The organism is Rubripirellula obstinata (assembly GCF_001642955.1).
GTDB lineage: Bacteria > Planctomycetota > Planctomycetia > Pirellulales > Pirellulaceae > Rubripirellula > Rubripirellula obstinata.
Genome location: NZ_LWSK01000071.1, coordinates 1 through 23,348, shown reverse-complemented (window position 1 = coordinate 23,348; position 23,348 = coordinate 1). Strand labels below are relative to the sequence as shown.

Below are 23,348 nucleotides of genomic sequence, written 5' to 3'. Positions count from 1 at the left end.
AAACGCTTAGTTGATGTAGGCCGGAACAAGCTTAGCGCAGTTCCGGCAATTCAGCTCAGTACCAATCCAACGCAGTACCATGCAATTGCCGGAACTGCGCTAAGCTTGTTCCGGCCTACGTTCTGAATTGCCAGCAGAGCAACTTGCAATCCCAACTAAGCCCAGTCGCCCATGCCCCAACGCGTCACCGTGCGTTTCCAATCGTGGATCAATGCACCGGCTAGGAACAAAGCGTTGGATGCGTAGCGTGGGATCAAACGCTTAGGATCAGACAGCATTCGGTACGCCCATTCCATGCCCGTTTTCTGAAAGATCGATGGTGCTCGGGTGGCCGTGCCGGCGATGAAGTCGAACGAGGCACCCAGTTGAATGCTGACGGGGACGCCAAGGCGTTTGTAGTTTTGATGGATCCATTGTTCACCTTTGGGTTGACCAAAGGCGACCAGCAATAGCTTGGCACCTGAATCGCGAATGCGTGCGTCCTGATCGGACTGTTCTTGGGCAGTCAATTCGCGAAACGGTGGCGATTCGATGCCCGCGATCTTTAAACCTGGGTAAAGCGATTGAAGCTGCTCGGCGCAAGTCGCGGCGACGCCCGGCATTCCACCCAAGAAATAAATTCCCCAGCCTTTGTCAGCGGCCGCCTGGGCGAGTGAGTAGATCATTTCGCTTCCCGCGACGCGTTCGGGTAACGGATCTTTGCTAAGGCGGCTTCGCAGCACGATGGGTTGTCCATCGGCCAAAATCAGAGCCGCGTCGCGTGTCACCTCCAACATCGATTCGTTGTCGTGATGCAGCATCACGTAGTTCAAGTTCGCGGTGATCACGTAGCTGGGAACGTTTCGATTGATCAGCTCTGCAATCTTCTCGACGGATTGTGTCAACGTGACCTGATCAAAGGGCACATCCCAAACCAGACTGCGTGGTGGTTGTGTCCACGGACCACTTTCAGCTTCTCGCTTCTTATCCTCGATGCCCTTTTCAGCGGAACGTGCCCCAGCAGAAACCGGGACGATCGGCACGGGTGGCATCATTTCAGTCGCCATCATTTCGGTCGCTGGTGAAGGGAGCGAAAGAGGATCGGATGTCGAATCAAGCATGTGGGAAATCGGTGATTTTTGGAGGTCGGATTCAGGCAGGCTTCTCGAAGACAAGCTGTCCAACCCTACGTCACCCTTTCACGACAACCTGATTCCCCACGGCGTTCAGGTGCTAGCATCCTGGTAGCTTTGCTGGTTTGTGCTGGATATTCCTAAAATGCGGGCGATTCGATCTGGAACTAGGACATTCGATTTCTCTATACCCACGGTCCCCCTGGATAGAGTTCTGGACAGAATTGCAGGGTTATCAAAGCACTTGAAAGGATTCACAGTGGACGAAACAATCACGACCGGTGCCGACGCCGGTGCCACAACGGACGTACCGACGACTACCGAAAACATGTTTACCGCCGCCGCCAACGGTGATTACGCAGCGATAACGGATTACGCGACCACGAATTTGGCTCCCAGCTTGATCAGCGCTGCGATCGGTTTGGGCGTGATCTTTATCGGCTACATGGTCGCCAAATACCTCTCGCGTGTGATCAGTAGCCCGATCTGCCGCAAGGTCGATGAAACGCTTGGCCGTTTCGCTGGCAAGATGGTTTTCTATCTGATTTTATTCGGCGTCACCGGTGCGGTTTTGTCGTCGCTTGGTGCTCCGCTTGGTGGTTTGGCTGCTCTGTTGGCCGCCGCTGGTTTCGCGGTTGGGTTGGCGTTCCAAGGAACGCTCAGCAACTTTGCCGCAGGTGTATTGATGATGGTTTTCCGCCCCTTCAAAGTGGGTGACGTTATCAACGCAGGCGGTGTGACTGGAAAGGTCAACGAGATCGATCTGTTTACCACGACGCTGGACACTCCCGACAACCGACGCATCATCGTTCCTAACAGTTCGATTAGCGGTGGTACGATTGAAAACATCTCGTTCCACACTCATCGCCGCGTCGAAGTCGTGGTCGGTGTTGACTACAGTGCCGACATGGACCAAACACGATCGGCATTGGAAGCAGCCGTTGCCCATTTTGAAATGGCAACGATCCAGGGCGAAGGCCGCGGATCCGCGGTCGTGCTGGCTGGTTTAGGAGCCAGCAGCGTGGATTGGAAAGTCCGCGTCTGGGTTGCAGCAGAAAACTACTGGACCATCAATGAATCGCTAACCGGCGAAGTCAAGCGTCGCTTGGATGCGGTTTCGATCGGAATTCCGTTCCCACAACTTGATGTTCACATCAGTCGCGACGATGACGGGGAACTGGACACCAGACCAAGAACAAGACCGGCTCGCCGCAACGTGGCTTAGAAAAGAGCGGTGTTTATAGTCGCCTTTCGCTCCGCGAAAGTGTGATCTTTTCCCGCAACGCGACTTGGGAACTGTCCAGAAACAAGTTCCGTATTTGGCGAAATCTTTCGTAGCTGGGCCCGCCAGGGTTCAGTCGGGTACAACTCAACGCCGTGAAGAGTTCTGGTCCCGGAAAATACGTGTTAGTTCGTTTAGCCGCGTGGGCATCGCCCCGCGCGTCGTGCGGTCCGTCGGTACGCGGGGCGATGCCCACGCGGTTTCACAGTTTAAAAACTCTTCAAAGCGTCGGGTACAACTCCGGATGGACTGAACCCTGGCGGGCCCAGCTACGGAAAAACCGGGAAGTTGTTTTCCGCAACGTGACTTAGAAAAGAATTTCGATCCGCGGCTACAATTGCCGCCGGCCGATCGACTATCATACCGACGGTGACACGGATCCATCCGATCCATGTCACCGTCGTTTTTTTGGTCACGTCATTCTTTTCAGTCACGTCATTTTTCCGGAGCGATCACTTGCATGTGGCATTCAAGTCGAGGTGATCGAACACTACAAGGCGGCGAAGCAGCGTTGGTTTCCGCCGCGATCGATACCATGATCGACGCGTTGATGGTCCATCTGGATGATCACGACGAAGTCGATCTGAATGACGGCTATCAATCGATTCCCGATTGCGAGTCAGGGATCAATGTCTACGACCGTTTGAATGCATGCCAGCGGATTGGTTTGCTGCATCAGTTGGCAAATTATCTGCTCGCGGATACTTCGCGTGCTCCCAAGTTGACCGCGACCTCGGAAGCCGGCGTTGCGGCGATCTTTGTTGAAATACGAGATCAACTTGCGATCGAATTGGACCTCGAAACCTCACTGGCGGCCGACGACTCGTTTTACTGGCGACGAATGGTCGTGGATGCCCTGCACGAACTTGCCGATGACGCGCAAGACATCGATGACGTGCCCACCGTTGTCTGTCGCGAACTAAGTGTTTGGGAAGATGCGGTTGATCAAATGGTCAGTGCGATTCTGTGGGATCGTGATTTTGAAATGGCCGACGGTTTTTTGGATCAAGATCCAGTCGTTTCTCAGCAGCGTCGAAAGTTGCTGGGGATCGATACGGACTATTTCACCGGCGTGTCCCCCGATCCTCGCCCCAATGAAGCACGCAAGCTGATCCGTGAAACACGCAGCATCGTCCGATCAAAACCTCGCTGAAATTTCGGGTACCGGCACGCGAATAAAAGTAGGCCGTAGCGAGTGAAGCGAGTTACGGCAGGGCTGCAAACGCCGTAACTCGCTCCACTCGCTACGGCCTACAAAGACGTCTGGCGATTAACACGCCTACCACCGAAATTGATCTTGCAGCCCGTTTGATCTTGCGACCGGGCCGCCGGGATTGGCAGACTGAAGCTCAGAAACTGCTTTGAAACGACTTCGCAGATCGCCTGCGACCTGCCGTAGCTGATCCCGCCAGGGTTCAGTCGAGCTTCATCGGATCGTGGACTGAACCCTGGCGGGATCAGCTACGTTTTCAAACAGTCTCACAATCAGCCATCCCCTGCCGATCCCGTGATCCATCATGCACCCGCTTCTGTCGATTTTGCGTGCGGCGCACTGTCGTAGCACTCATCACTACTTTGCCATCGATGCCTTACCGTTGGTGGAAACCGATGCGGGTGTGCGTTTGACGAAGACGCTGCTGCGGCACCATGATCATTACCTAAGAGGTGCGAAGGATCCTGACACGCGGTTTCGTGATTTCCAAAACCATGTCGTTCACGTCACCGATGGATACTGGGGCGGTGCGCCTCGCGTCGCCCATCAATGGTACGACCGACTTCAAAAATATCTGCGCACCGATCGGTGGACCGATGCGGCGCATGCGGCAGGCGTCCTTAGCCACTACTTTACCGATCCCATCATGCCGCTGCACACACAGCAAAGCGGTCGCGAAAAGGTTCTGCACCGTCCGATTGAATGGAGCGTGACTAAGTCGTATCAAACGATCATGAAGATGTGGGATCGCGATCAAATGAAAATCGTGTTCGAGATGTCGGACCAACCCGGTTGGCTCGGCGAAGCGATCTTGCACGGCGCTCGTCACGCAAACCAGTATTACTTTCCGTTGATGGATACGTATGATCTGGGACGCGGACGCCGAAAACCGCAAGAAGGTCTCAGCCTGATCGCAAAACAGGCGCTCGCCGAATTGTTCGGGCTTGCTGTCACAGGATGGGCCCGAGTGATCGAGCGAGCCGCCGCTGATGCGGAAGCCGTCAAAGGCGAATCGCTGCCATCACCAAGTGCGCCGCTGGCGATGATTCTGGCGACCGCTCGCGTACCGATGCGGTTATGGATCCGAAACCTAGACCATGCATCGGAGCGACGTGCGGTGGAGGCGCTGATCGAAGAATTTGAGCGAACGGGAGAGCTGAAGCAGAACCTTTCCGCCGAAGTCGATATCGTTCATCGAGTGATCAAGGTCCATGAAGATGAAAAAGTCTGGAAGAAACGACGGAGTCAGTTGCAGTCGGATCGCACTGAAATCAAGGTACAGGGAATCAAGGTACAGGGGATCAAAGTACAGGGGATCAAGGCACAGAATGCGGCTTCTGATTTAGATCAGGTGAAAGCGACCGAGTCCAAACAGGACGCTCAAACCGAACGTGAACCTTTGGTGCTGCCGTTTCCGACCGGCAAAGAGGTTCCAGTCAACGTTCGCTACAGCCTGCATTTGCAAGACGCATTGGTTGACGCACCTTCGATTGGACCGCGAACCGCCGACCGTTTTACCGCGATCGGCATCCATAGCGTTCACCATTTCTTGAAAGCCGATCCCGGAACGATGTGCGATGAATTGGCGACGCGTTGGATCAGCGAGTCGATCATTACGCTCTGGCAGGTGCAGGCCAAAGTCATGTGCAGTGTTCCTGAACTGAATTGCCTGGAATCTCAATTGTTGGCCGGATCCGGATTTGTCACTCGGCAATCAATCGCCGATTGCGACGTGGAAACGCTTCACAAGGCAGTGTCGCATTACGCTGCAACCTCGGCAGGAAAACGCTACCTGCGCGGTCAGAGTCCACCTAATTTGGCGGATGTACAAAGCTGGATCGATAATGCCATTCGTGGCGGAACGGCACACCAAGGCAACGTCAACAAGGCCGCGTAAGCCTTCGTCGGCGCAGGCTGCGAACCGGCGAGGCTAGGAAAAAATGCCGTAACTCGCTCCACTCGCTACGGCCTACAAAACGGACATCTGGGAACCCTGGGTTCAATTTGCAACTTGCAATCGCTCTTTCGTTAGCCTGAGTGATTTTCTTTGCCAAACGGGTATCCTATGACTCAGGAATGGTCGCGAGATAACCCTCAGGTGCTTTGATTCGACGAAATCCCAACCCGAACGCGTCAGCGGGGGATCTTGTTCGACGAAATCCCTCGCTGACGCGTTCGGGTTGGGAAAACGGGAAGTTATTTCAGGACAGTTCCTTAGAACTGCCAAACCGCTGAACTCACTATCAAACGATTGAAATCATGCGAGCTTTTGAAGCCACTCAATACTTTTTTGATTCCGCCGCCGATCATCTAAACATCAGTGCCGAAATGCGGCAAATGATGCAAACGCCACGCCGCGAGGTTCAGGTTCGTGTCACGATCGAGCGTGACAATGGTCAGTTGGCCAACTATATGGGCTTTCGTGTCCAGCACGATAACCACCGCGGTCCAATGAAAGGCGGTCTGCGTTATCACCCCGATGTGGACCTCGATGAAACTCGTTCGCTTGCCAGTTTGATGACCTGGAAAACTGCCGTGGTCGATCTGCCATACGGCGGCGCGAAAGGTGGCATCGGCGTTGATCCATCGGAATTGACTCAGCGTGAAATCGAACGACTCACACGTGCCTTCGTCGATCAGATTCATGAATTGGTCGGACCTGATACCGACATCCCCGCACCCGACATGGGCACCGACCATCGAGTGATGGCTTGGTTTCGAAATCAATGGGAAAAGTATCACGGTTTCAATCCAGCCGTGATCACCGGTAAGCCGGTCGAACAGTACGGAGCCAAGGGACGCGAAGAGGCGACCGGACGTGGCGTGGGGACATTGACCTTCAAAACGATCAAACGTTTAGGCCGCAAACCAGAAGGTTGCCGCGTGGCGATTCAGGGATTCGGAAACGTCGGAACGCATGCTGCAAAGTTCTTGCACGAAGCGCAGTTCCCGATTGTTGCGGTCAGCGATGTGAGCGGAACGTATTTTGATCCAGACGGACTGAATATCGGTGAACTGCTGCGTCACAAGATCGAACATCCACGAGGTTTGCTAGAAGGTTACAACGGCTGCAAGAAGCTTCCGCTGAGTGATCTGTTGGAATTGGATGTGGAAGTACTAATGCCGGCGGCGCTCGGCGGCGTCATCACCGAAGCCAACGTCGATAAAATTAAGGCGAGCGTGATCATTGAAGCAGCCAACGGGCCAATCTATCCGGCTGCTGACCAACAGCTCTACGAACGCGGCGTGACGGTGCTGCCCGATATTTTGGCAAACGCCGGTGGTGTGACGGTCAGTTATTTTGAATGGGTACAAAACCGACAGCACTACCGCTGGCCACTCGACCGAGTCCGCGGCGAGCTTGATCACACGATGAGCGAAGCTTTTGAGAACGTGTGGCAGATGTCCCAGCAACGAAAAGTCTCATTAAGAATGGCCGCGTACATGATCGGCATTCAACGAGTCCAACGAGCGGCGGAGTTGGCAGGTTTGACGTCGTAGCGCGAATCTTGACGTGCATTTAGCCACGCAGTAGCGGCAGCGTTTAGCCTTGGGCGTCAGCCCAACGCCGTGAAGGTTTTCTAAACCGTTTAGCCGCGTTGGGCATCGCCCCGCGCGCCGTGAGAAGTTTCCAAATCGTTTAACCGCGTGGGCATCGCCCCGCGCGCTGTGAGAAGTTTCCAAATCGTTTAACCGCGTGGGCATCGCCCCGCGCGTCCACGCGGGGCGAAACGCGCGGGGCGATGCCCACGCGGCTAAACGAACCAAAACGTGTTTCCTGGAACCAAAACTCTTCACCGCGTTGGCTGCCGCCCAAGCTTAGGTGATGCCGTCCCTTCGGCACTAAGCATAGGCTATGCCGATTTAGGCTTTACCAAACAATGAAAACCCACACAGGGCTCTTCTTCCACTCGTTCTTCTTCGGCTTGCGTCAAAATTTCTTGAACCTGTTTCATTCGATCAGGATTCAGAGCGGCTGAGATTACCTGCTGGTTTCCGTCGGGCCCCACGGCCACGGTCGTGATCACAGCGACCGTACCGTCGTGCTGCAACGCTTGAATGATGTGCTGTCCGACTTGTTCTTCGGCATTGCGAATCGTGGTAACGAACTGAGCGATTTTTTCGCCGTCAACATCATTGGTGACTTCACCGGTCTTGTTGGGCTGGATTTCGTTGGATTGGATTTCGTCATTAGTGAGGGCATCCGAATCCGGTTCGCCAGGTTTGACGATTGGCTCGTCAGTTGGTGTCTCGGGGGAGTCGTTAGTTGGAGTCTCTTCGGGCTGTTTTTTTGGGGACTGGCTCATCAAGGATTCTCGTGGATGTTAGATAGTTCACGCGAAATAGATCAGTTCAACTCGTCGCCACTAACGGTAACGACTTTCCCAAAGCCGGCGACCAGGTGAGCCTGTTCAATTTCCAAAATGAAAAAAGCAAAGTCGCCAAAATCAGCATACATGGCTGCCGAAGGATGCTTTGCCAAGAACGCACTACGAACCTCGCCGTCGTCATCGCGTGACAACCTCGTCACCGTCCCAGTCAACGTCACGCGCGACCCAGCAAGCGGATCCCCAGATTCACCACCGGGCGAAACCAGCAACAAAGAAGCAGAACCATTCCGCAGCAAATTCTTCGTATGCACCGCCAAGCCTGACAGTAACATCGAAACCCGCCGCGGCCCAACCGGAGCGATCACCGGAGCAACCGTAACCAGCGAAACAAACGGGCCACCAGATTCGCAAATCGTCCCAAGGCTACCAGCAAGCGATTCATCAAGAATCACCGAAATTTCACTTGTATTCATAGCGGGTATGATAACACCCGGTGACAGCAAGTATCTACGCAGCGCTGGATTGTCCAACAGATGCAAATCGTGATTTGCTCGCAATTCGGCTTCTGGCCTGTTTCATCAATTCAGATGTTTCAGCATGAATCCGGTCGAGTGTCTTTTGGGAAAGCTCGTCTTGGCCGGCACCACTGGTGCCGCGGCGAAAGAAGTTGTGATTTGGATCAGTTTGCCGAGATGACTCATTTTTCTGGGCTCGCTCAAATCGATTGCGCTCAACAGCTTCGGCGATAATTTGTGCGTCGACGGTTTCGCCTAACCAACTGAAGCAATGTGCTAGGTTCTGTTCAGGCTCGGAAAGCATGTCTTCGTAGGACACAAAATGAACTCGAGTCGCACAGCGCATCGCCAACTCTAGGTAGCTATGAGTCATAGCCTTCCATCGCCCAAGGTGTTCCAAGCAAAAACTATCCACACCACCGGTCGTTAACTTCTGATTGCCACTGGGCCGACAATGAAAGTGGTAGAAAGAGACAAGCGAATCCTCTGGCCGACGAAACAGAAATAGATGTCGCAAATTATCGAGGTCGCATGACTCAATCCGCTCAATTTGGCCGAGTGCTTCATGCTCTTAACGAACACTCCAAACCGCTTCGCAATTTCGCCACCAGATTGCATTACCGGATCACGTTTTTCAATTGAATCAAAGTAGATATCGGGAATCAGATTGTGAGATTCAATCCAACTATTCTCGATCTGCTTTTCATTTGACTGGCTGGAAACAAGTGCAGCAAAGATATCTGTCAACATCATCCGCATCCAAGTATTTCCCGATCTGGGAAACGAAGTCACCATGGTCACTGGCTCGGCTTGCTGACTTAGTCGCGCCACTGCTTGGGCACTCTCAACGGGAAAGCTGAGTCTTTGACGACGAAGAACACGATCTCTCAATGCACGAAAGTCTCGCGACCAACGGTGACGTTGAAGTAGAATTCGTGCCAACATAGATTTCTTCCAGCAAGGGTCACTTTAAGCGTTTCTGGCCAGTTTCAGCCAGCCAATGCCCACAATCTTTCCTGGTCTTGTATCGACCCAGCGTGCGGGAAGTCAATGCTATTCAATACTGATCGGTTGCAATAATTTGCTTGAATGCATCTAAAGATTATGGGTTTGCGATTTAGTTGTTTGACAACTGATCAGAACCCGCGTTGTTAGGGCTCTTGTTTGGCGCATTCATATTCTTTGTGCTACGTGTGCCCCTTGTGGCTAGCAAAACACCGACAAACCAAACGAGGTGACCCCTCGGTCTCAAACCACTGAGCGTACGGCAAGAAGAAAGATTGCTAGCCACAAAAGAGCACAAAAACACACAAGGTCGAAGTCTCTGCCATGCGCGGGGCTTTCAAACACTCAAGTCGTTCGAGTGGTCGATGGATAGAACAAGATCGAACAAGCGGTGGCAGGTTAGATCGCTGTGTCTTTTGATTTCAAAACCGAGTTTCCACCCGCTTGCCCAAATGAAGGTAGACTTGATGAATCAAACAATTTGCCACCTGCCGACAGTGCCCTCGACCAAATTTGCGTAGTAGAGTGAACCGTCGGCTCCTTGCTGGATATCTGTCACAAACTGCGCCCCGGTCGTAAAGACTTCAACACCGGTTAGTTGACCATTGGGGCCGACATTGGCATGTCGGATCACGCCTCGGTACAGGTCGTTGTAAAACAAGTCGCCCTCGTACTTTAAGCCCAGGTCGGAATTGTAAACAATGTCGCCAAGCACAATCGCGTCAGAACCACCTTGGTGTGCTAGGGCGATTGTGGCGGGTTTTGCACTCCCGTTCTGGTAGAAATTTTGAGCTTGGGGAAGGTTACTGTACCCAGGCGTCGGACTGTTGAATCCTTGCCCTCCTTCATAGTAAGGCCAGCCAAAATTGGTCCCGGCACCACCGGTATTGATCTCCTCGAAACTTCCTAGGCCAGTTTCGCCGATGAAGAGTCGATCTGTTTGTTGGTCAAGCGTTAACCGCCACGGATTGCGAAGTCCAAGCTGATAGATCTTTGAGCGATTTGAATTGGGGTCACCATCGTAGAACGGATTGTCAGAGACACCTTGTCCGGTGGAAGGGTCAATCCGCAGCACCTTTCCGGACAAGCTAAAGAAGCTTTGCACTCTTAACGCACGCGTGTCCACTTGATTGAAGCTCGCCCCATCACCAATCGAAACGAACAAGTTGCCATCGCTCGCAAAGGCAAGGCTTCCGACGGTGTGCGAGCGACTATCGCTTGCGATAAAGTCGTCGATGTATTGACCATTTGCACGCCCAGCTTGCGGTTCGTTCAGATCGACCGTGCTATCAACGAATGCGTTGAAGTTGTCCCAGGTGCTATTCTTGCCTAACAGAATCTCTTCGCTGCCTCCCACGACCGTCGTAAATCCAGTTGACGCGTCGAGGGTGTATCGAGACAACCGCCCGGCCCGGTTTCCGCGACCGTCGGGACCCGCATTGGCGTTTCCTACATTGTCAAACACTTCTGGCGGATCGTAGGTGTAAAGCAAATAGATATACCCATTGGATTGAAAGTTTGGATCCAATGCAAAGTCGATCAGTCCCCGATCTTGGACGTTGTTGACCTTGTCTGAAATGTCAAGCACAACGTTTGCGTTACTAGAACCATCTCGTGCAACTTTGATCACACCGGCCTTTTCTGCAATGTAGAGATTCCTTCCATCTTGAGAGAAATCGACCGCGAGCGGCTGATCCAGTCCGGTGATTAGGTCTTGTTCCACGATATCGCCGGAAGGATTGACTTCAGGATCGCTGGTGGGCCGGTCTAGTGAAAAGTTCCAGCTTCCAACGCGGTGGTAATTCGTCATGTCGAAATTACCCGCAGAGAATCCTACGTACGCTTGATTACCTACGATGGCGTCTAAATCAATCTCAGTTTTGAGGACCGCAAAAAGAGGCTTTTCTTCCGTCGCAGAAACAAACACGGCCAGCGAATTGGTGTCTCCGTTGTATTCAACCCAAGCGTGGTAGAGCGTGTTGTTATTAAGATCGAACGGTGAGACGACTTCGGAGAATGCATTACGAGTATCACCATTGATGACCACCGCCACGGTGTTGGCGGCGATGTCGCCGCCATTGTTGTAGTTGTCGAATTCAATGGCAACGCTTTGCAGAATGTTGTCATAAGCTAAGAAACCACCAGGACGTCCGAGTGCATTTAGACCCTGGGATGAGTTATGCAACAAGAACGTCATTCCGTCAGCGCCCGCACTGCCGCGACCACCGCCCATTTGAAAGGTGAAGGAGGACTGAAACGAAGTGTTTCCGGAAAGTGGAATGGGAGAGTTGAAGAAAGCGGTTCCGGCTTGTCGCGTTGCAGTACTCGTGAGTTCTAACTGATTCCCCCTAATCGATGCGGAACCGTTTAGCGTTAAGCCGTCGGAAGAATCGAACGACGCGAATCTTGGAAGACCTGAATCATCGTCAAGCACCGTAACGATCGAGGTGCGTGGTGCCAACAAATCTGCGCCGATTGGATTATCGATACGAACCGTAAAGTTCTCAGTCGATTCAGAATTTCCATCATCCAAAATGTTGACGGTGAATTGTTTTGATGTCTCACCATCGCCAAAGAATAGCCGACCGCTGTTCTGTTCAAAGTCCTGACCCTCGATTGCCGTGCCTGAAGCTGTCAAGAAATCGATGGATGCTGCTCCGTCGCTTCCGCCGACGCGTTGAACCTCTAGCGTGATCGCGCCTTGCCCTTCGACTGTTGTAATCTGGCTGGTCACTAACGAGAAACTGCCTGCGTCACCTCCTCCGCCTGGGTTCGTTGATGCTAGGTATTGAAAGTACCCGTTGGTATGAAGAACTTCGCTTTGCCGAAATCCTGGCTGAACTCCATCCGCTTGCAACCAAGTGCCTGTTGAAAAAGTTGTGGGAGCTTCGGTTTCAAAAGTTTGACCGTCAATTCGAATGAAATCAACTTCTAAATTTCGATCGAATCCACCCGGCGTGTATTGGTCGTTAGTGAAGGCAATTCGGACGCGGTCGGCCGTCACATCACCATCAGCTTGCACAGAGAAGATGTTTGTGTTGGTCGATAAGTCATTGAAAGTTTGAAGAACCGAACCATCCACAATCAACTGAGCGGATTCGCCTCCGGATTGACCGCGAAGTGAGACTTCAATCAGCGATCCGTTGGCGCCACCGGGGGTCCCCCCATTATCAGAAAACTGAAAGTACCCATTCGAGTTGAGGTATTCGGATCGCAGATTACCAGATGAAATGGCTTGCCCGTCCCAAATCCCAGTTCCAAAAACCGAGGGTGCCTCGGTTTGAAAAGTCGTGCCGTCAACGACAATTCGATCGACCCGTAAGTTTCGATCAATACCATTTGCTGGATCATAAAGATCGTTGACGAAGTTGATTCGAATGTCATCAACATCTACACCATCGATATCGACGACATAGGGATAGAACTGATCGTTTTCTGCATCGGTACCAAGCACAAACCACGTGTCAACGATCTGGCCATTGACTTCAAGTTCCATCAATTCATTACCAGTTGATCCAGCAGCAAAGATTTCGATAGCCAATTGCCCCGCGAAATTTTGCAGGCGATCTGAAGTCAGCAAGTAAGCCGTTTCAATTTGACCAGTCCGATATTCCAGATCCCAATCAGCCGTATGAAGAGACGTTGACTGGCCTGTCCGATCGGTTGATGCAGCGATATCCAGCTTCGCCATCTCAGCAAATTTCGCGATGAAAGAAGCACCTTTGTTTCCGCTAGCAACATCGCAACCGTAGATCACTAGGTCTCCACCATCGGCAACCGAGTTCTGCCAAGATTGAATCTGACCACGATAGGCCTCAAGATTTTCGCTTGAAAGTTTCTGGTTTCCGATGTTCAGTTGTCCTTCGGTACCATGACTCAGCAAATGAATTGATTTCAATCCCTGATGGGATGCAATTGCAGCAGTAATTTGATCAACGCCATTCTCATTTCCATTCACAAGTAAGATTTCTGCGTCAGCCGGAACCGACTTCATCAACTCGCTCGCATCTTCAATACCAGCGTCGATGATTACTAGGTGCTGGGTGCTCACGTCCTTTGTAGCATTGGTTGCTGCAGCATCCATTGCAATTGATGCCGTATCGGCGTGGCTGACGGCTGCTCCGGCATCGGCTGCCAGCATCAACCGAGGCTCCAACTGCGTGGAAAGCCACTGGCGAGAACGGCGAGATGCGGATGAATTGATCGGTGACTTCGAGCGACGAAACATGTGAGAACCAAGCGAGGTAACTGAATTTTGTTCACCAGTTTAGTTCCGGGAAGGATAAGGGCAAATTTGCGAGAAATAGTTTTTGTGGTTTGTGTAGCCATCCTTCGGGTTGTGCGGGTCGTCTGGTTCGCAACGACCTGTTAGCGGAACGATGTTGCCATTCAAAGTAGAGTCTCGGTACAGTTGCGGAGTCAAAAAGAGGCAGCGTGGACTTATTCAACAGCTCAGTTAAGGGATTTTACGATGGGAACGGTTCAATTTGGTGCTCCCAAGGAGTCGATCTTGTATCTTCGCGATGCGATGGGACTGACCACGCTGGTGGAAGGCGGAACCTACCAGGGGGGAACGGCGAAATGGGCTGCAGGGTGTTTTGACCAAGTTTTCACCATCGAGAACTCACCAGAGATGTACCGCATTGCCGAACAGAATTTGAGTGGGATTTCTAACATCACGATGTTGCAGGGCGATTCTAGACAACACTTGCCTACCATCGTTTCTAAAAACGACAACATGATTTACTGGCTTGATGCTCACTGGAGCGGCGGTGTGACCTATGGCCAAGATGATGAGTGCCCGCTGCTGGAAGAGCTCGAGATCGTTTTTGCCAGTGAGCGAAATCACGTAGTCCTGATCGACGATGCGAGGCTATTTCTGGCTCCGCCGCCAAGCCCTCATCGTCGCGAAAACTGGCCAACGTTGTTAGAGATCACTCGGGCTCTTCCCGATGGTTGGGACTGCCTTTGTCATGATGACGTCCTAGCCATCACCCCAAATTCAATCCAGGCCGAGTACCGCGATTTCATGCAGCGGCAAATCACTGAATCGGCTAAGGAGCAGAAAGTGGCTAAGCCGAACATGCTCCGCCGACTACGCGACAAAGTCACCAGCTAACATCCGGTTAAACCAAGTAGTCACCAGTTAGTCGCGGAAATTCAACCATGTTCAATGACTTGGGATCGATGGCGTTCGATTTCATCGCATCCCGCATGGTAAGGATCGGAACCCGACCAAAGAACGATGCCCAATTTGCGAAGCTCGAATGCGTGGCGATGATGTAGTCGCAATGAGAAAGCAATAATAAGTCTTGCATTTCACTGCCACGAATCCGATGGGCGTTAAGTGAACTTGGACACAACGACATGTCTTGTTCTTCATCAGACACAATTAAGAATATCGTTTCGCCAGGAAGCGCGTCCAGCATCCGTTCCATCGATTGCACATATTCTTCAAACGGGTGATAAAAAATTCCGTCTTTCCAAGTTCGATAGTCACCGTGTCGGACGTGAACGCCAACGATCGTCGTATGAGGGGCAAAAGCCTCAATGATCCCTTTGACGAATGCTTCGTCACGATCCTGTGGACGCAACAGTTCGCGAATCTGATTTAAGATCACATCGCTGGGCTTAGTGGTCTCCAAGAAGATGCCGGTCAATGCGACGCAGGTGTCATCGGGATGCGATTCACTAAGCGTGGTGAGATCGATTCGGACGTCCCCATCGCCTCGCAAGATAGACAACCCGGCAACCCGTGCTGGTGATTGCCGGTGTGAGATTCGCTCGACTTCCTTTTGGTACCGTACCCAAATCCGAATTGAAAGTCTGTTGATCCAGTGGCGGCAACTCTTCCTGTCATTGAAGACTAACGCGTTAGCAAGATGGTGTTCAGAGCGTAGGTGGTCGCCTGATAACGCCCGTCGCATTGCGATATCCACGACGACAAAATTTTGTTCAATCGCGCAGGCAAGGACATTCGCGAGCACGGTCAAGCGATTTGCAAGTCGGCCATAGCAGTCCGCGATGATCAGAACCTTTGATGGTTCTGAGCGAACATTCAATGTTCTACTAAAACACTTTGCAGCAGTCGCGAAAGAGATGATTCTTAATCGCTGCTTGAGACTCTTGAAGATAGCTTTCCTCTTGATCGAATCCAGTGCCGAGTTTGCCGAATTTAGTGAGCGTTAGGCAGCTTTGGCCTTGGCCGCCGTGGGTTGAAAGATTTGTAGCAATCTCTGAGGCCAACCCTTTAGTTCTTCGATGTGATTTTTCACATACAGGGCATCGCCCCATGATTCGTGATAAGGAAATGCTTCACGAACACGCTTGAAATCATGTTGAGCCAAAAATTCGTCAATCTCTTCCATTCGAGCGCAGCCAGCGTAAAGTTCGTCGCGATTGACTTCGGTCATGATGCACGACACTTGGCTTAGAAGGTTGGCGGCTCCCTTGAGCGCCATTAGTTCCGCGCCCTGAATGTCCAGGCTAAGCACATCGAACGACTCAGTTCGTCCTTCCAGCAATTTATCGATTGTCGTGCATCGAACTTGGACAGTTTTGGTTTCCACGATATCCGGATAGATTTCGGAGTGTTTAGCTAGCGATAGCAGCGAACTGCTTTGATCCATCGACGTTACGTGCAGTTCCGCTGTACCTTCGTGATCGGAGATCGCTACCAGATGACATTCCCGCTCTGGCAAGTTTTCACGCAGTCTTGCAAATACTTCGGGGTTGGCTTCGACGTAAATGGGTGTCGCGTTCATTTTGCGATAGGTGCCATCTTCTTGGCCTTCGTGCGCTCCTACATGGAGCACATGATCGGGTTTGATACCAAATCGGCGTAGTTCTTTTCGCATATCGATAATCATCGCGGCTCCAAATAGATCGGTGTACGTTCATCCTAAATCTCTCGCGCAGTCTGTTTATCGCCGCGAGCTAGGGTCTTGGAGTCTAGATACGGGAATCTTGCCAGCGGAGTCAATGGATAAGCAAATGCTGTATTCGAGGATTCGCGGACGTCGATATTGCTTGGGATAGGATTCTTTTGGTACGGTCTAAAGACCAGAACTTCCAACTGGACCCCCCCAGCAAGTAGGCCAAGAATGTTGGGAAAAGACCATTCGATTGGAGAAGAATTCGCTGACTCATCGGATCCGAAGCTCAATGGAGAACATAGGTCACTTGTTCGATGAGTCTTGGGCCTAGATCCATTGAAATACGCAATGTTCTCGTTTTTGAGGCAACAAGATGACGCCCCTACTTTACATCATTTTTAATCGTCCTGATCATACCGAGCGGTCCTTTGAACGCATTCGCTCGCTGGCTCCGCCTGTGCTCTACATCGCAGCAGATGCGGCGAGGTTAGATCGTGACGGCGAACGAGAAAAGACGGAACAGGCACGTGCTGTAACTGAGGCGATTGACTGGCCATGCGATGTTCATCGTCTCTACGCGACTGAGAATATGGGCTGCGGGCGACGCATAAGCTCCGCGATCACTGAGGTGCTATCGAATCATGAAACCGTGATCACACTAGAGGATGATTGCATCCCGGAACCGACATTCTTTGCCTACTGTGAGACATTGCTTGATCGGTATCGTGATGACACACGGATTATGGGCGTCAGTGGTAATAATTACCAGCAAGGTATCTCGCGAACGGATGCCAGCTACTACTTCTCGAAGTATCCCCATTGCTGGGGATGGGCGACCTGGCGAAGAGCGTGGAAGCATTTTGATTTAAGTATTTCACGATGGCCTGAAATTCGTGAAACCAACCAATTGAAACACTTCTGCGAGTCGGAGCGAGAGCTGGATTACTGGATCAAAATGTATGATTACGTGCAGGAAAAACAAGTAGATTCGTGGGCGTTTCCATGGACTTTGGCATGCTGGTTACAGAACGGTTTGACGGTGCTTCCCGATGCAAATCTAGTCAGCAACATTGGATTCGATGGTGGAGGCACCCACACGAATCAAAAGATGCCTTACGCTGAGCTACCTACTTTTCCGATGAACGAAATCGTTCATGAAGATGAGCTATATCGGCACACGGAAGCAGATCGCTACACTGACGAATTGCTTTATTCGGGACCTTGGCAACAAAGCCAGAAAAAACGTTGGTACCGTCGATTTAAGCGTGCTGCCTAATCTGAGGAAAGACTGATGCGAGTCGCACACCTAACGGCGTTCATGCATGGTGGTGCGAGCGCGTTGCGTCGGATTCATGAGGGACTTCGTGGGCGTGGTTTGGACAGTCATGTCTTTGCGACCTGTCATGGTGAAAGTTCAACTGTTGAAGGTGTCACTCATTTGAGCGAAATCCGGCCCGGCAAATGGAGTCGCACCAAGTCTAAGTGGTGGCCTAGCCCATCGAGTTGGCAGCATCGGATTGATTTGGCTTCTCGTGATAACGCAAGCTACGAAGCATTTTCGCCTCCCGCCGCACTTCGTGATTTTGATCTGACACCAGTTCTGAATGGTGCGGATGTATTGCATGTTCATTGGACCGGTGACGTTATTGATTACCAGTCATTCTTTGAACAGGTTCAAATTCCCGTCGTTTGGACACTGCACGATCAGAATCCGTACCTGGGTGGTTTTCACTATCAGGGTGATGTCGATGCAGCGACCGGTATGCTGGATTTGGAGTACGAGTGTCGAGAAATTAAGCGAGAGGCGCTGTCGAACTTGGACCTTTCCCTTGTTGGGAATAGCCGGTGGAATAGCGAGCAATCACTCACGACGACGGTGCTGCCCAAACATGCCAAGGTGCAAACGATCTACTTGCCTTTGCCGGTGGACGATTACCAGCCTTTGGACAAACAGGCCAGTAAAAAACAGCTAGGGATCGCTGAAGATCAGTTTGTCATTGGATTCGCATGTGCGGCGATGGGTAACCGTCGTAAAGGTTTCGCCGATCTTTTGAGTGCGATCGAGAGATTGCCAACATCAATTCAACAGCACACGTCTTTACTTAGCTTTGGGCATCCGCCATCGAAGGCGATGCTTAGTCGTTTGCCAATTCCATGGCTCCATCAAGGGCAACCTTCCGGCGGTATAGAGCAATCACCAATCTATTCAGCGATGGATGTTTTTGTGTTTCCATCGATCGAAGAGGCGTTCGGTCAAACCGCGCTGGAGGCTCTGGCGTGTCAAACACCCGTAATCGGAACATCCGTTGGCGGAATTCCTGAAATGGTGATAGACGGGCAAACGGGACTCCTGACTCCGCCAAGATCACCGGGACGTTTGCTCGAGCAAATGGTGCGTCTCTACGAAGATGAAGCACTTCGGCATTCGATGGGCGTCGCCGGTCGCGAGTTAGCACTCAAGCAGCATTCACCTGAGCTGATCGCTATTCAGCATGAAGAGCTTTACCAACGTGCGGTGAAATCGCATCTGGCTTCCGAAAACGCTGCCTGACTGTTGGGCGACTCTTGCCGTGATCGCACCGTCAATCGCAATTCAGTTTTTCAAACTGTTGAGTGAGCCGTGATCGCGTAAGCGGCCGGGCCATTATCCACGACGAAATCGCTTCGATCCAAACTGAAACCTAACGCAACCAGGTCCGAGGACTGGGTGCAGGCACGCTAATCGGAAGACGTTTTTGTAGGCCGTAGCGAGTGGAGCGAGTTAAGGCATTTTGCAGCCCTGCCGTAACTCGCTTCGCTCGCTACGGCCTACTTTAGGGCCTCCATCCGATTAGCTTACCTGCACCCCGAGGCCTCACGGCCAGCGGCTCACAAAAACATTATCGTCTTATAAAAGCATGCTCTGCCTGAGCGATCTGGACCGAAGCTCGGCTCAGGCCGCAGACCGGTTTGGCAGGAACATTCTTCGGCCGCTGCGCCGGAATTGCTTCCAGAAGTGTTTCGATTGCAGCAGTTTCGGCTGCGACGCTGCGAGTTCGGTGAGAGCCGCTATTTGTTGGCGAGGGCGAGCGTCTGCGTTCGTAATTTGACAGAGCGTCAATTGAATCTGGCGAAGTATGTAGGCTCTTGTCGCGGGTTCAATTCGTGAGTCGTGATCTGCAACGTAGGGTTCGACGTTTGAAATCAATTCTCGAATGCTCGCATCACGCTGAGTTGTCTTTTGTGCCTCGTGGACCCGGAACGCTGCCAATTCGGCGTCAATGAACCGGACCGTCATACCCGCATCAAATCCTCGCAGCCAATAGTTGTAGTCCATGGTGTAAAAAAGCGATTCATCGAAGTTGCCAATCTTTTTGGAAAGTCGGCTCGTCCAGAACACTTCGGGTTGGATGAAGTTCCAGTTCTCTTTTGGACGAAGCCAGTAATCCCAAAGGTTCAAATGTTGGTCTAAGCGTTCGATCTGTGCACGCTGCGTCTTGAAGACACGCCCCTCTGCATCCACTTTCTGACAAGTCCCGTGGAATAGATCGTCGTCTGGGTTTTCGGCGACGGCTTTCGCCACCTTCTGGAATGCGCCCGGTAAGTAGTAGTCGTCGCTGTTGATGTAGGCGTGGATGTCGCCGCTGACTTGCTCGAATCCTTTGTTGATCGCGTGGGTTTGTCCGCGGTCTTTTTCGCTGCACCAAAACGTGAGTTCCGATTCGTACTTCCGAATCACTTCGGCGGAACCGTCAGTGCTGCCGCCGTCGATGACGGCGTAGTCAATCTCGAATTCAGTGCCGCGACCTTCCTGGTGGAGCACGCTCCTGATCGTTTGCTCCAGAAATTCGGCCTGGTTATAGGAAGGTGTAACAATAGCGAAACGGGGTAGCGTCATGGAAAGGACCGTCGAAAGTAATTGGGTGTACCCATTTTGTTAAACCGCGTGCCCAACGGGCCGCGCGTCCGCACCTACGCCAACCGCGCGGCCCGTTGGGCACGCGGTTAAACGGTTTTATGCTGCAAGGAATCGCGATTTGGTCGTTACTAAATCGCGATACAACTGCTGATAGCGATTTGCTTCTCGCGTGCTCGCGTATTCATTTTCGATCATGACGCGGGCACTCTGACCGAGGTTTGAAAGTGTTGGCCGGTCGGTCAGCAGTTGCACCAGTTTTTGTGCTAGGTCTTCGCTGCATCCTGTTTTTGCTAGTGATCCTGAGATTCCGGGGCGGACGTAGTCGGGGATTCCGCCGGCGTTGAAGGCGACGATGGGGGTTCCGCAGGCCATGGCTTCTAAACCTGTCAGCGGAAGATTGTCTTCTAACGATGGCAGGACAAAGACGTCGGCGGCGCTGAACACCGTCCGCTGTTGCAACGTTCCTGCGATGGGACCGACGGAGTGGATCGGTGGCATTGGATTTGATGATTTGGGTAGTTCTCCGCCGCCAAAGACTAATCCCAAGACCTCTGGAAGATCGGCGATCGCCGCGAAGGCTTCGGCCATTTGCTTGCCGCCTTTGCGAATGTTTTTGACGTCCATCGCGCCGAAGCAGACAACGGTCGCGTCGGGATCAATGCCCAGCCGGCCGCGGGCTTCCTGTCGATCCATCGGGTAATAGGTTTCCGTATTGATGCCGTAAGGAATGTGCGAGAAGGACTTTGCACTCTGAAGTAATGTGCTTGATTTGGCAGTCTCGATTAGCCAGCGACTCGGTGCAGCGATGTGCAGGTTGATGTCTTGGATCGCCTTCGATTTGGCCTGAAACGATTGGTGGCTGAAGTCCTTTTCGGCTGGGCTGGGGAGTTGGGGGCAATTGCCGCAGCCGGACAAGTAGCGGTCGCAGCCTTCGCTGAAATGACAACCGCCGGTGAAGGCGTTCATGTCATGCAGCGTCCAGACGACGGGTTGCTGAGGTTCGAGCGAACCAAAAAAACTGGTTTGGTCGATGAACTTGTCGATCCAGTGCAAGTGGATGATTTGATCGTCGTCGCCGTGTGACATCGGCGGCCACGGTGTGTACGCGGCACCCTTGGGCGATGTGAAAATTTCGTGACCAGATGATCGTCCGCGTAATGCTCGTTTGAACGATTGGCGGTGCTGGCGAAACTTGACGCCCTTGATCAAACGATTGGCAACGTTGCCCTGATTCCAAGTCGCCGCGTGATAGGTTCCGTCCAAGTCCAGCGGCTCGCCCTGATTCGCTGAGTAAAAATACTGGCTATCGACGTCCATACGAACCAGTTCACTGTGCAACCTTCGCGATGCGGTTGCCGCACCGCCATCCAGGAAGGTGTTGTAGTGGGAGACTCGCATGACATTGATGTCCGTTGTTGACCGTTTGGGCGTCAGCCGCGTGTTGATTTAGTGAGCCGCGACGCGTGAGCGGCCGGGCATTCCGCGCCAGCCCGTGGCCATAGGGAGACTGCTGAAATAGTCGTTTTATTAGTTCAACATTGCTGTTGAAGTATCAACTAAGGAACTGTCCCGAAATAACTTCAAGAGCTTGGATCCCACCAAATCCCAACCCGAACGCGTAAGCGAGGGATTTCCGCGTCAAACAAGATCCCTCGCTTACGCGTTCGGGTTGGGAAATCGGGAAATTGTTTCAGGACGCTTCCTAAGTCAACAGACCCGTCGCCGCGAAATCGCCGGCACCGACTCGGTCGATCCACTTTGCAACATTGATGGGACCGTGGGGCACGCGACTTCGTTTGATCTTGTAGGCGATTTTGGTCATGCGGCCGAAGTCGCGGGGCCATGTGTGGTAAGCGCGAAGCGGCGTTAGCAGATCTTTCAACGCTAAGCGTTCGGCCTTTAATGAAGCCGTGGTGCTTGGGTCAGCGTGATACTGAGCCCATCCGATCGTGCCGCAAATACCGCAGGCACCAAAGTGATCAGACGAAAGTATGTCATCGACGAAGTTATGAATTCGGTCACCGCTGCGATTGAGCACGTCATGAAAAGCGATGATGCCGCGATCAGCCAAATGCGGCAGGAACGCTTGAATGTCATCGCGAACGGTTGCAATGTCGTTGGCACCATCATTCCACAGCAATCGCAGTGGTTTGTCCCATGACCCGTACATATCGAAGGAGAACGCATCGATGGCGCTCACGTCGGCTGCAACGCCAGCGGCTTGCAGGTTGGCGTGCAATTCGGCAGCTTCGAGCGGATCAACGCTGGTGACCTTTGCACCGTCACTCAGTTTTGCCGCGAGTGCCAGGACGATGGTGGACTTTCCATGAAAGGCACCCAATTCTAAAATCTCGCCATCGGCGGTTGGGAACGCAGCGGCCGCGGCCAAGAATTCGATTTCGCGATCGGTTAGCCAACCATCGACTGCTTGCAGGATCCCTGGAAAACGGTTCCGCAGATTGTTGAATTCAACGAGTTCGTGTGAGTGATTGTCCATTGGGTTCCGTCCTTGGATTGCGAGATTTCGTGCTTTCCAAAAGCACGATGGAACATTCGCAGTTTTATCTTTCTGGCACAAGAACAGATTGTCACAGAGATTCAGCAATTCAGCAGGCACACGTATCGGCAGACGTTTCCGTAGGCCGTAGCGAGTGGAGCGAGTTACGGCATTTTGCAGCCCTGCCGTGCCATGCTGTGAAGGGTTTTGGTCCCGTAAAACACGTGTTAGTTCGTTTAGCCGCGTGGGCATCGCCCAACGCGTTCGGAGCCGCACGACGCGCGGGGCGATGCCTGGACCGCTAAATCTTTGGGATTGCATCAGTTCTCGTTTGCGCAGGTTTCATTCTCACCGCGACGTTGAGTGCTTCCGCCGGGCTTGCCTGGGCTGATGAAAATGTCGTGCAAAGGCTTTTACTGCTACCCGGATGAGTTTGCTGCTTCCTGGTAGGCGAGTTTGCGTTTCGCTGCGAGCGTGCTGCCAAGTTCTTGTGTCACCCATTGGTCAACTTGCTTCGTGCTGACGGTCGGAAGCAATTCCCTGACACGTTGCGGTGTCCAGTGACAAAGCACAGTACCCATCGCTGCTGAAAGGCTCGTCAGACCGCCTTTACTATGCTG

General features: G+C 52.4%; 19 protein-coding genes. 7 read left to right on the top strand and 12 right to left on the bottom strand.

Annotated features, from left to right (window positions below; genetic code table 11):
* Window positions 1-155 precede the first annotated feature (155 nt).
* Entirely contained in the window at window positions 156-1,100 is a 945-nt protein-coding gene (locus tag RC85_RS16730) for a WecB/TagA/CpsF family glycosyltransferase (protein ID WP_084422765.1), read from the bottom strand.
* Between the two features lie 340 nt (window positions 1,101-1,440).
* Here RC85_RS16730 and RC85_RS16725 point away from each other — a divergent pair, with 340 nt between their 5' ends.
* From RC85_RS16725 to RC85_RS16710, 4 genes are all read left to right on the top strand, one after another.
* Window positions 1,441-2,337, top strand: a complete 897-nt coding sequence (locus RC85_RS16725; RefSeq protein WP_068264899.1) for a mechanosensitive ion channel domain-containing protein — start codon at window positions 1,441-1,443, stop codon at window positions 2,335-2,337.
* 517 nt (window positions 2,338-2,854) lie between these two features.
* The gene (locus tag RC85_RS16720; protein WP_068264888.1) at window positions 2,855-3,547 is read left to right on the top strand and encodes a hypothetical protein; all 693 of its coding nucleotides are present in this window, start codon (window positions 2,855-2,857) and stop codon (window positions 3,545-3,547) included.
* 364 nt (window positions 3,548-3,911) lie between these two features.
* Entirely contained in the window at window positions 3,912-5,504 is a 1,593-nt protein-coding gene (locus tag RC85_RS16715) for a DUF4332 domain-containing protein (RefSeq protein ID WP_068264886.1), read from the top strand.
* Window positions 5,505-5,866: 362 nt separating this feature from the next.
* Window positions 5,867-7,108 carry a Glu/Leu/Phe/Val family dehydrogenase gene (locus RC85_RS16710; RefSeq protein ID WP_068264884.1) on the top strand — a complete coding sequence of 414 codons (1,242 nt, stop codon included), beginning with the start codon at window positions 5,867-5,869 and terminating at the stop codon, window positions 7,106-7,108.
* A 353-nt stretch (window positions 7,109-7,461) separates the two neighbouring features.
* On the opposite strand, the gene RC85_RS16705 is transcribed toward RC85_RS16710, so the two are convergent.
* The 5 genes from RC85_RS16705 to RC85_RS16685 all read right to left on the bottom strand — a co-directional run bounded on the left by RC85_RS16705 (window position 7,462) and on the right by RC85_RS16685 (window position 13,686).
* Window positions 7,462-7,914 (bottom strand): hypothetical protein, encoded by a 453-nt coding sequence (locus tag RC85_RS16705; protein ID WP_235033359.1) that lies wholly within the window; start codon window positions 7,912-7,914, stop codon window positions 7,462-7,464.
* Between the two features lie 41 nt (window positions 7,915-7,955).
* Complete coding sequence (locus RC85_RS16700) at window positions 7,956-8,411, bottom strand: HugZ family pyridoxamine 5'-phosphate oxidase (protein WP_068264882.1); 456 nt, start codon at window positions 8,409-8,411, stop codon at window positions 7,956-7,958.
* Between the two features lie 34 nt (window positions 8,412-8,445).
* Window positions 8,446-8,970: a sulfotransferase domain-containing protein gene (locus tag RC85_RS16695; protein WP_160148162.1), complete on the bottom strand. Its 525-nt coding sequence runs from the start codon at window positions 8,968-8,970 to the stop codon at window positions 8,446-8,448.
* Entirely contained in the window at window positions 8,880-9,398 is a 519-nt protein-coding gene (locus tag RC85_RS27530; RefSeq protein WP_068264878.1) for a hypothetical protein, read from the bottom strand. The genes RC85_RS16695 and RC85_RS27530 overlap by 91 nt, the downstream gene beginning before the upstream one ends.
* A 532-nt stretch (window positions 9,399-9,930) precedes the next feature.
* The gene (locus RC85_RS16685) at window positions 9,931-13,686 is read right to left on the bottom strand and encodes a DUF4347 domain-containing protein (protein WP_084422762.1); all 3,756 of its coding nucleotides are present in this window, start codon (window positions 13,684-13,686) and stop codon (window positions 9,931-9,933) included.
* 243 nt (window positions 13,687-13,929) lie between these two features.
* Between RC85_RS16685 and RC85_RS16680 the strand changes: the two genes are divergently transcribed.
* Window positions 13,930-14,577, top strand: a complete 648-nt coding sequence (locus RC85_RS16680) for a hypothetical protein (protein ID WP_068264877.1) — start codon at window positions 13,930-13,932, stop codon at window positions 14,575-14,577.
* Window positions 14,578-14,584: 7 nt separating this feature from the next.
* Here RC85_RS16680 and RC85_RS16675 read toward each other — a convergent pair whose 3' ends face one another.
* Window positions 14,585-15,202, bottom strand: a complete 618-nt coding sequence (locus RC85_RS16675; protein ID WP_160148163.1) for an alpha-1,2-fucosyltransferase — start codon at window positions 15,200-15,202, stop codon at window positions 14,585-14,587.
* Between the two features lie 441 nt (window positions 15,203-15,643).
* On the bottom strand, window positions 15,644-16,327 hold the full coding sequence (locus tag RC85_RS16670; RefSeq protein ID WP_068264873.1) for an FkbM family methyltransferase: 684 nt from the start codon (window positions 16,325-16,327) through the stop codon (window positions 15,644-15,646).
* Between the two features lie 379 nt (window positions 16,328-16,706).
* On the opposite strand from RC85_RS16670, the gene RC85_RS16665 reads away from it, so the two are divergent.
* Window positions 16,707-17,609 carry a hypothetical protein gene (locus RC85_RS16665; protein WP_068264871.1) on the top strand — a complete coding sequence of 301 codons (903 nt, stop codon included), beginning with the start codon at window positions 16,707-16,709 and terminating at the stop codon, window positions 17,607-17,609.
* 15 nt (window positions 17,610-17,624) lie between these two features.
* A complete protein-coding gene (locus RC85_RS16660; RefSeq protein WP_068264868.1) occupies window positions 17,625-18,884 on the top strand; it encodes a glycosyltransferase in 1,260 nt (419 codons plus the stop codon).
* A 381-nt stretch (window positions 18,885-19,265) separates the two neighbouring features.
* Here RC85_RS16660 and RC85_RS16655 read toward each other — a convergent pair whose 3' ends face one another.
* From RC85_RS16655 to RC85_RS16640, 4 genes are all read right to left on the bottom strand, one after another.
* On the bottom strand, window positions 19,266-20,210 hold the full coding sequence (locus RC85_RS16655; RefSeq protein WP_084422761.1) for a glycosyltransferase family 2 protein: 945 nt from the start codon (window positions 20,208-20,210) through the stop codon (window positions 19,266-19,268).
* A gap of 117 nt (window positions 20,211-20,327) precedes the next feature.
* Entirely contained in the window at window positions 20,328-21,629 is a 1,302-nt protein-coding gene (locus tag RC85_RS16650; protein WP_068264866.1) for a glycosyltransferase, read from the bottom strand.
* Window positions 21,630-21,933: 304 nt separating this feature from the next.
* A complete protein-coding gene (locus tag RC85_RS16645) occupies window positions 21,934-22,728 on the bottom strand; it encodes a class I SAM-dependent methyltransferase (protein ID WP_160148164.1) in 795 nt (264 codons plus the stop codon).
* 419 nt (window positions 22,729-23,147) lie between these two features.
* Window positions 23,148-23,348: hypothetical protein (locus tag RC85_RS16640; protein WP_238383142.1), on the bottom strand; the 201-nt coding region annotated here is incomplete at its 5' end.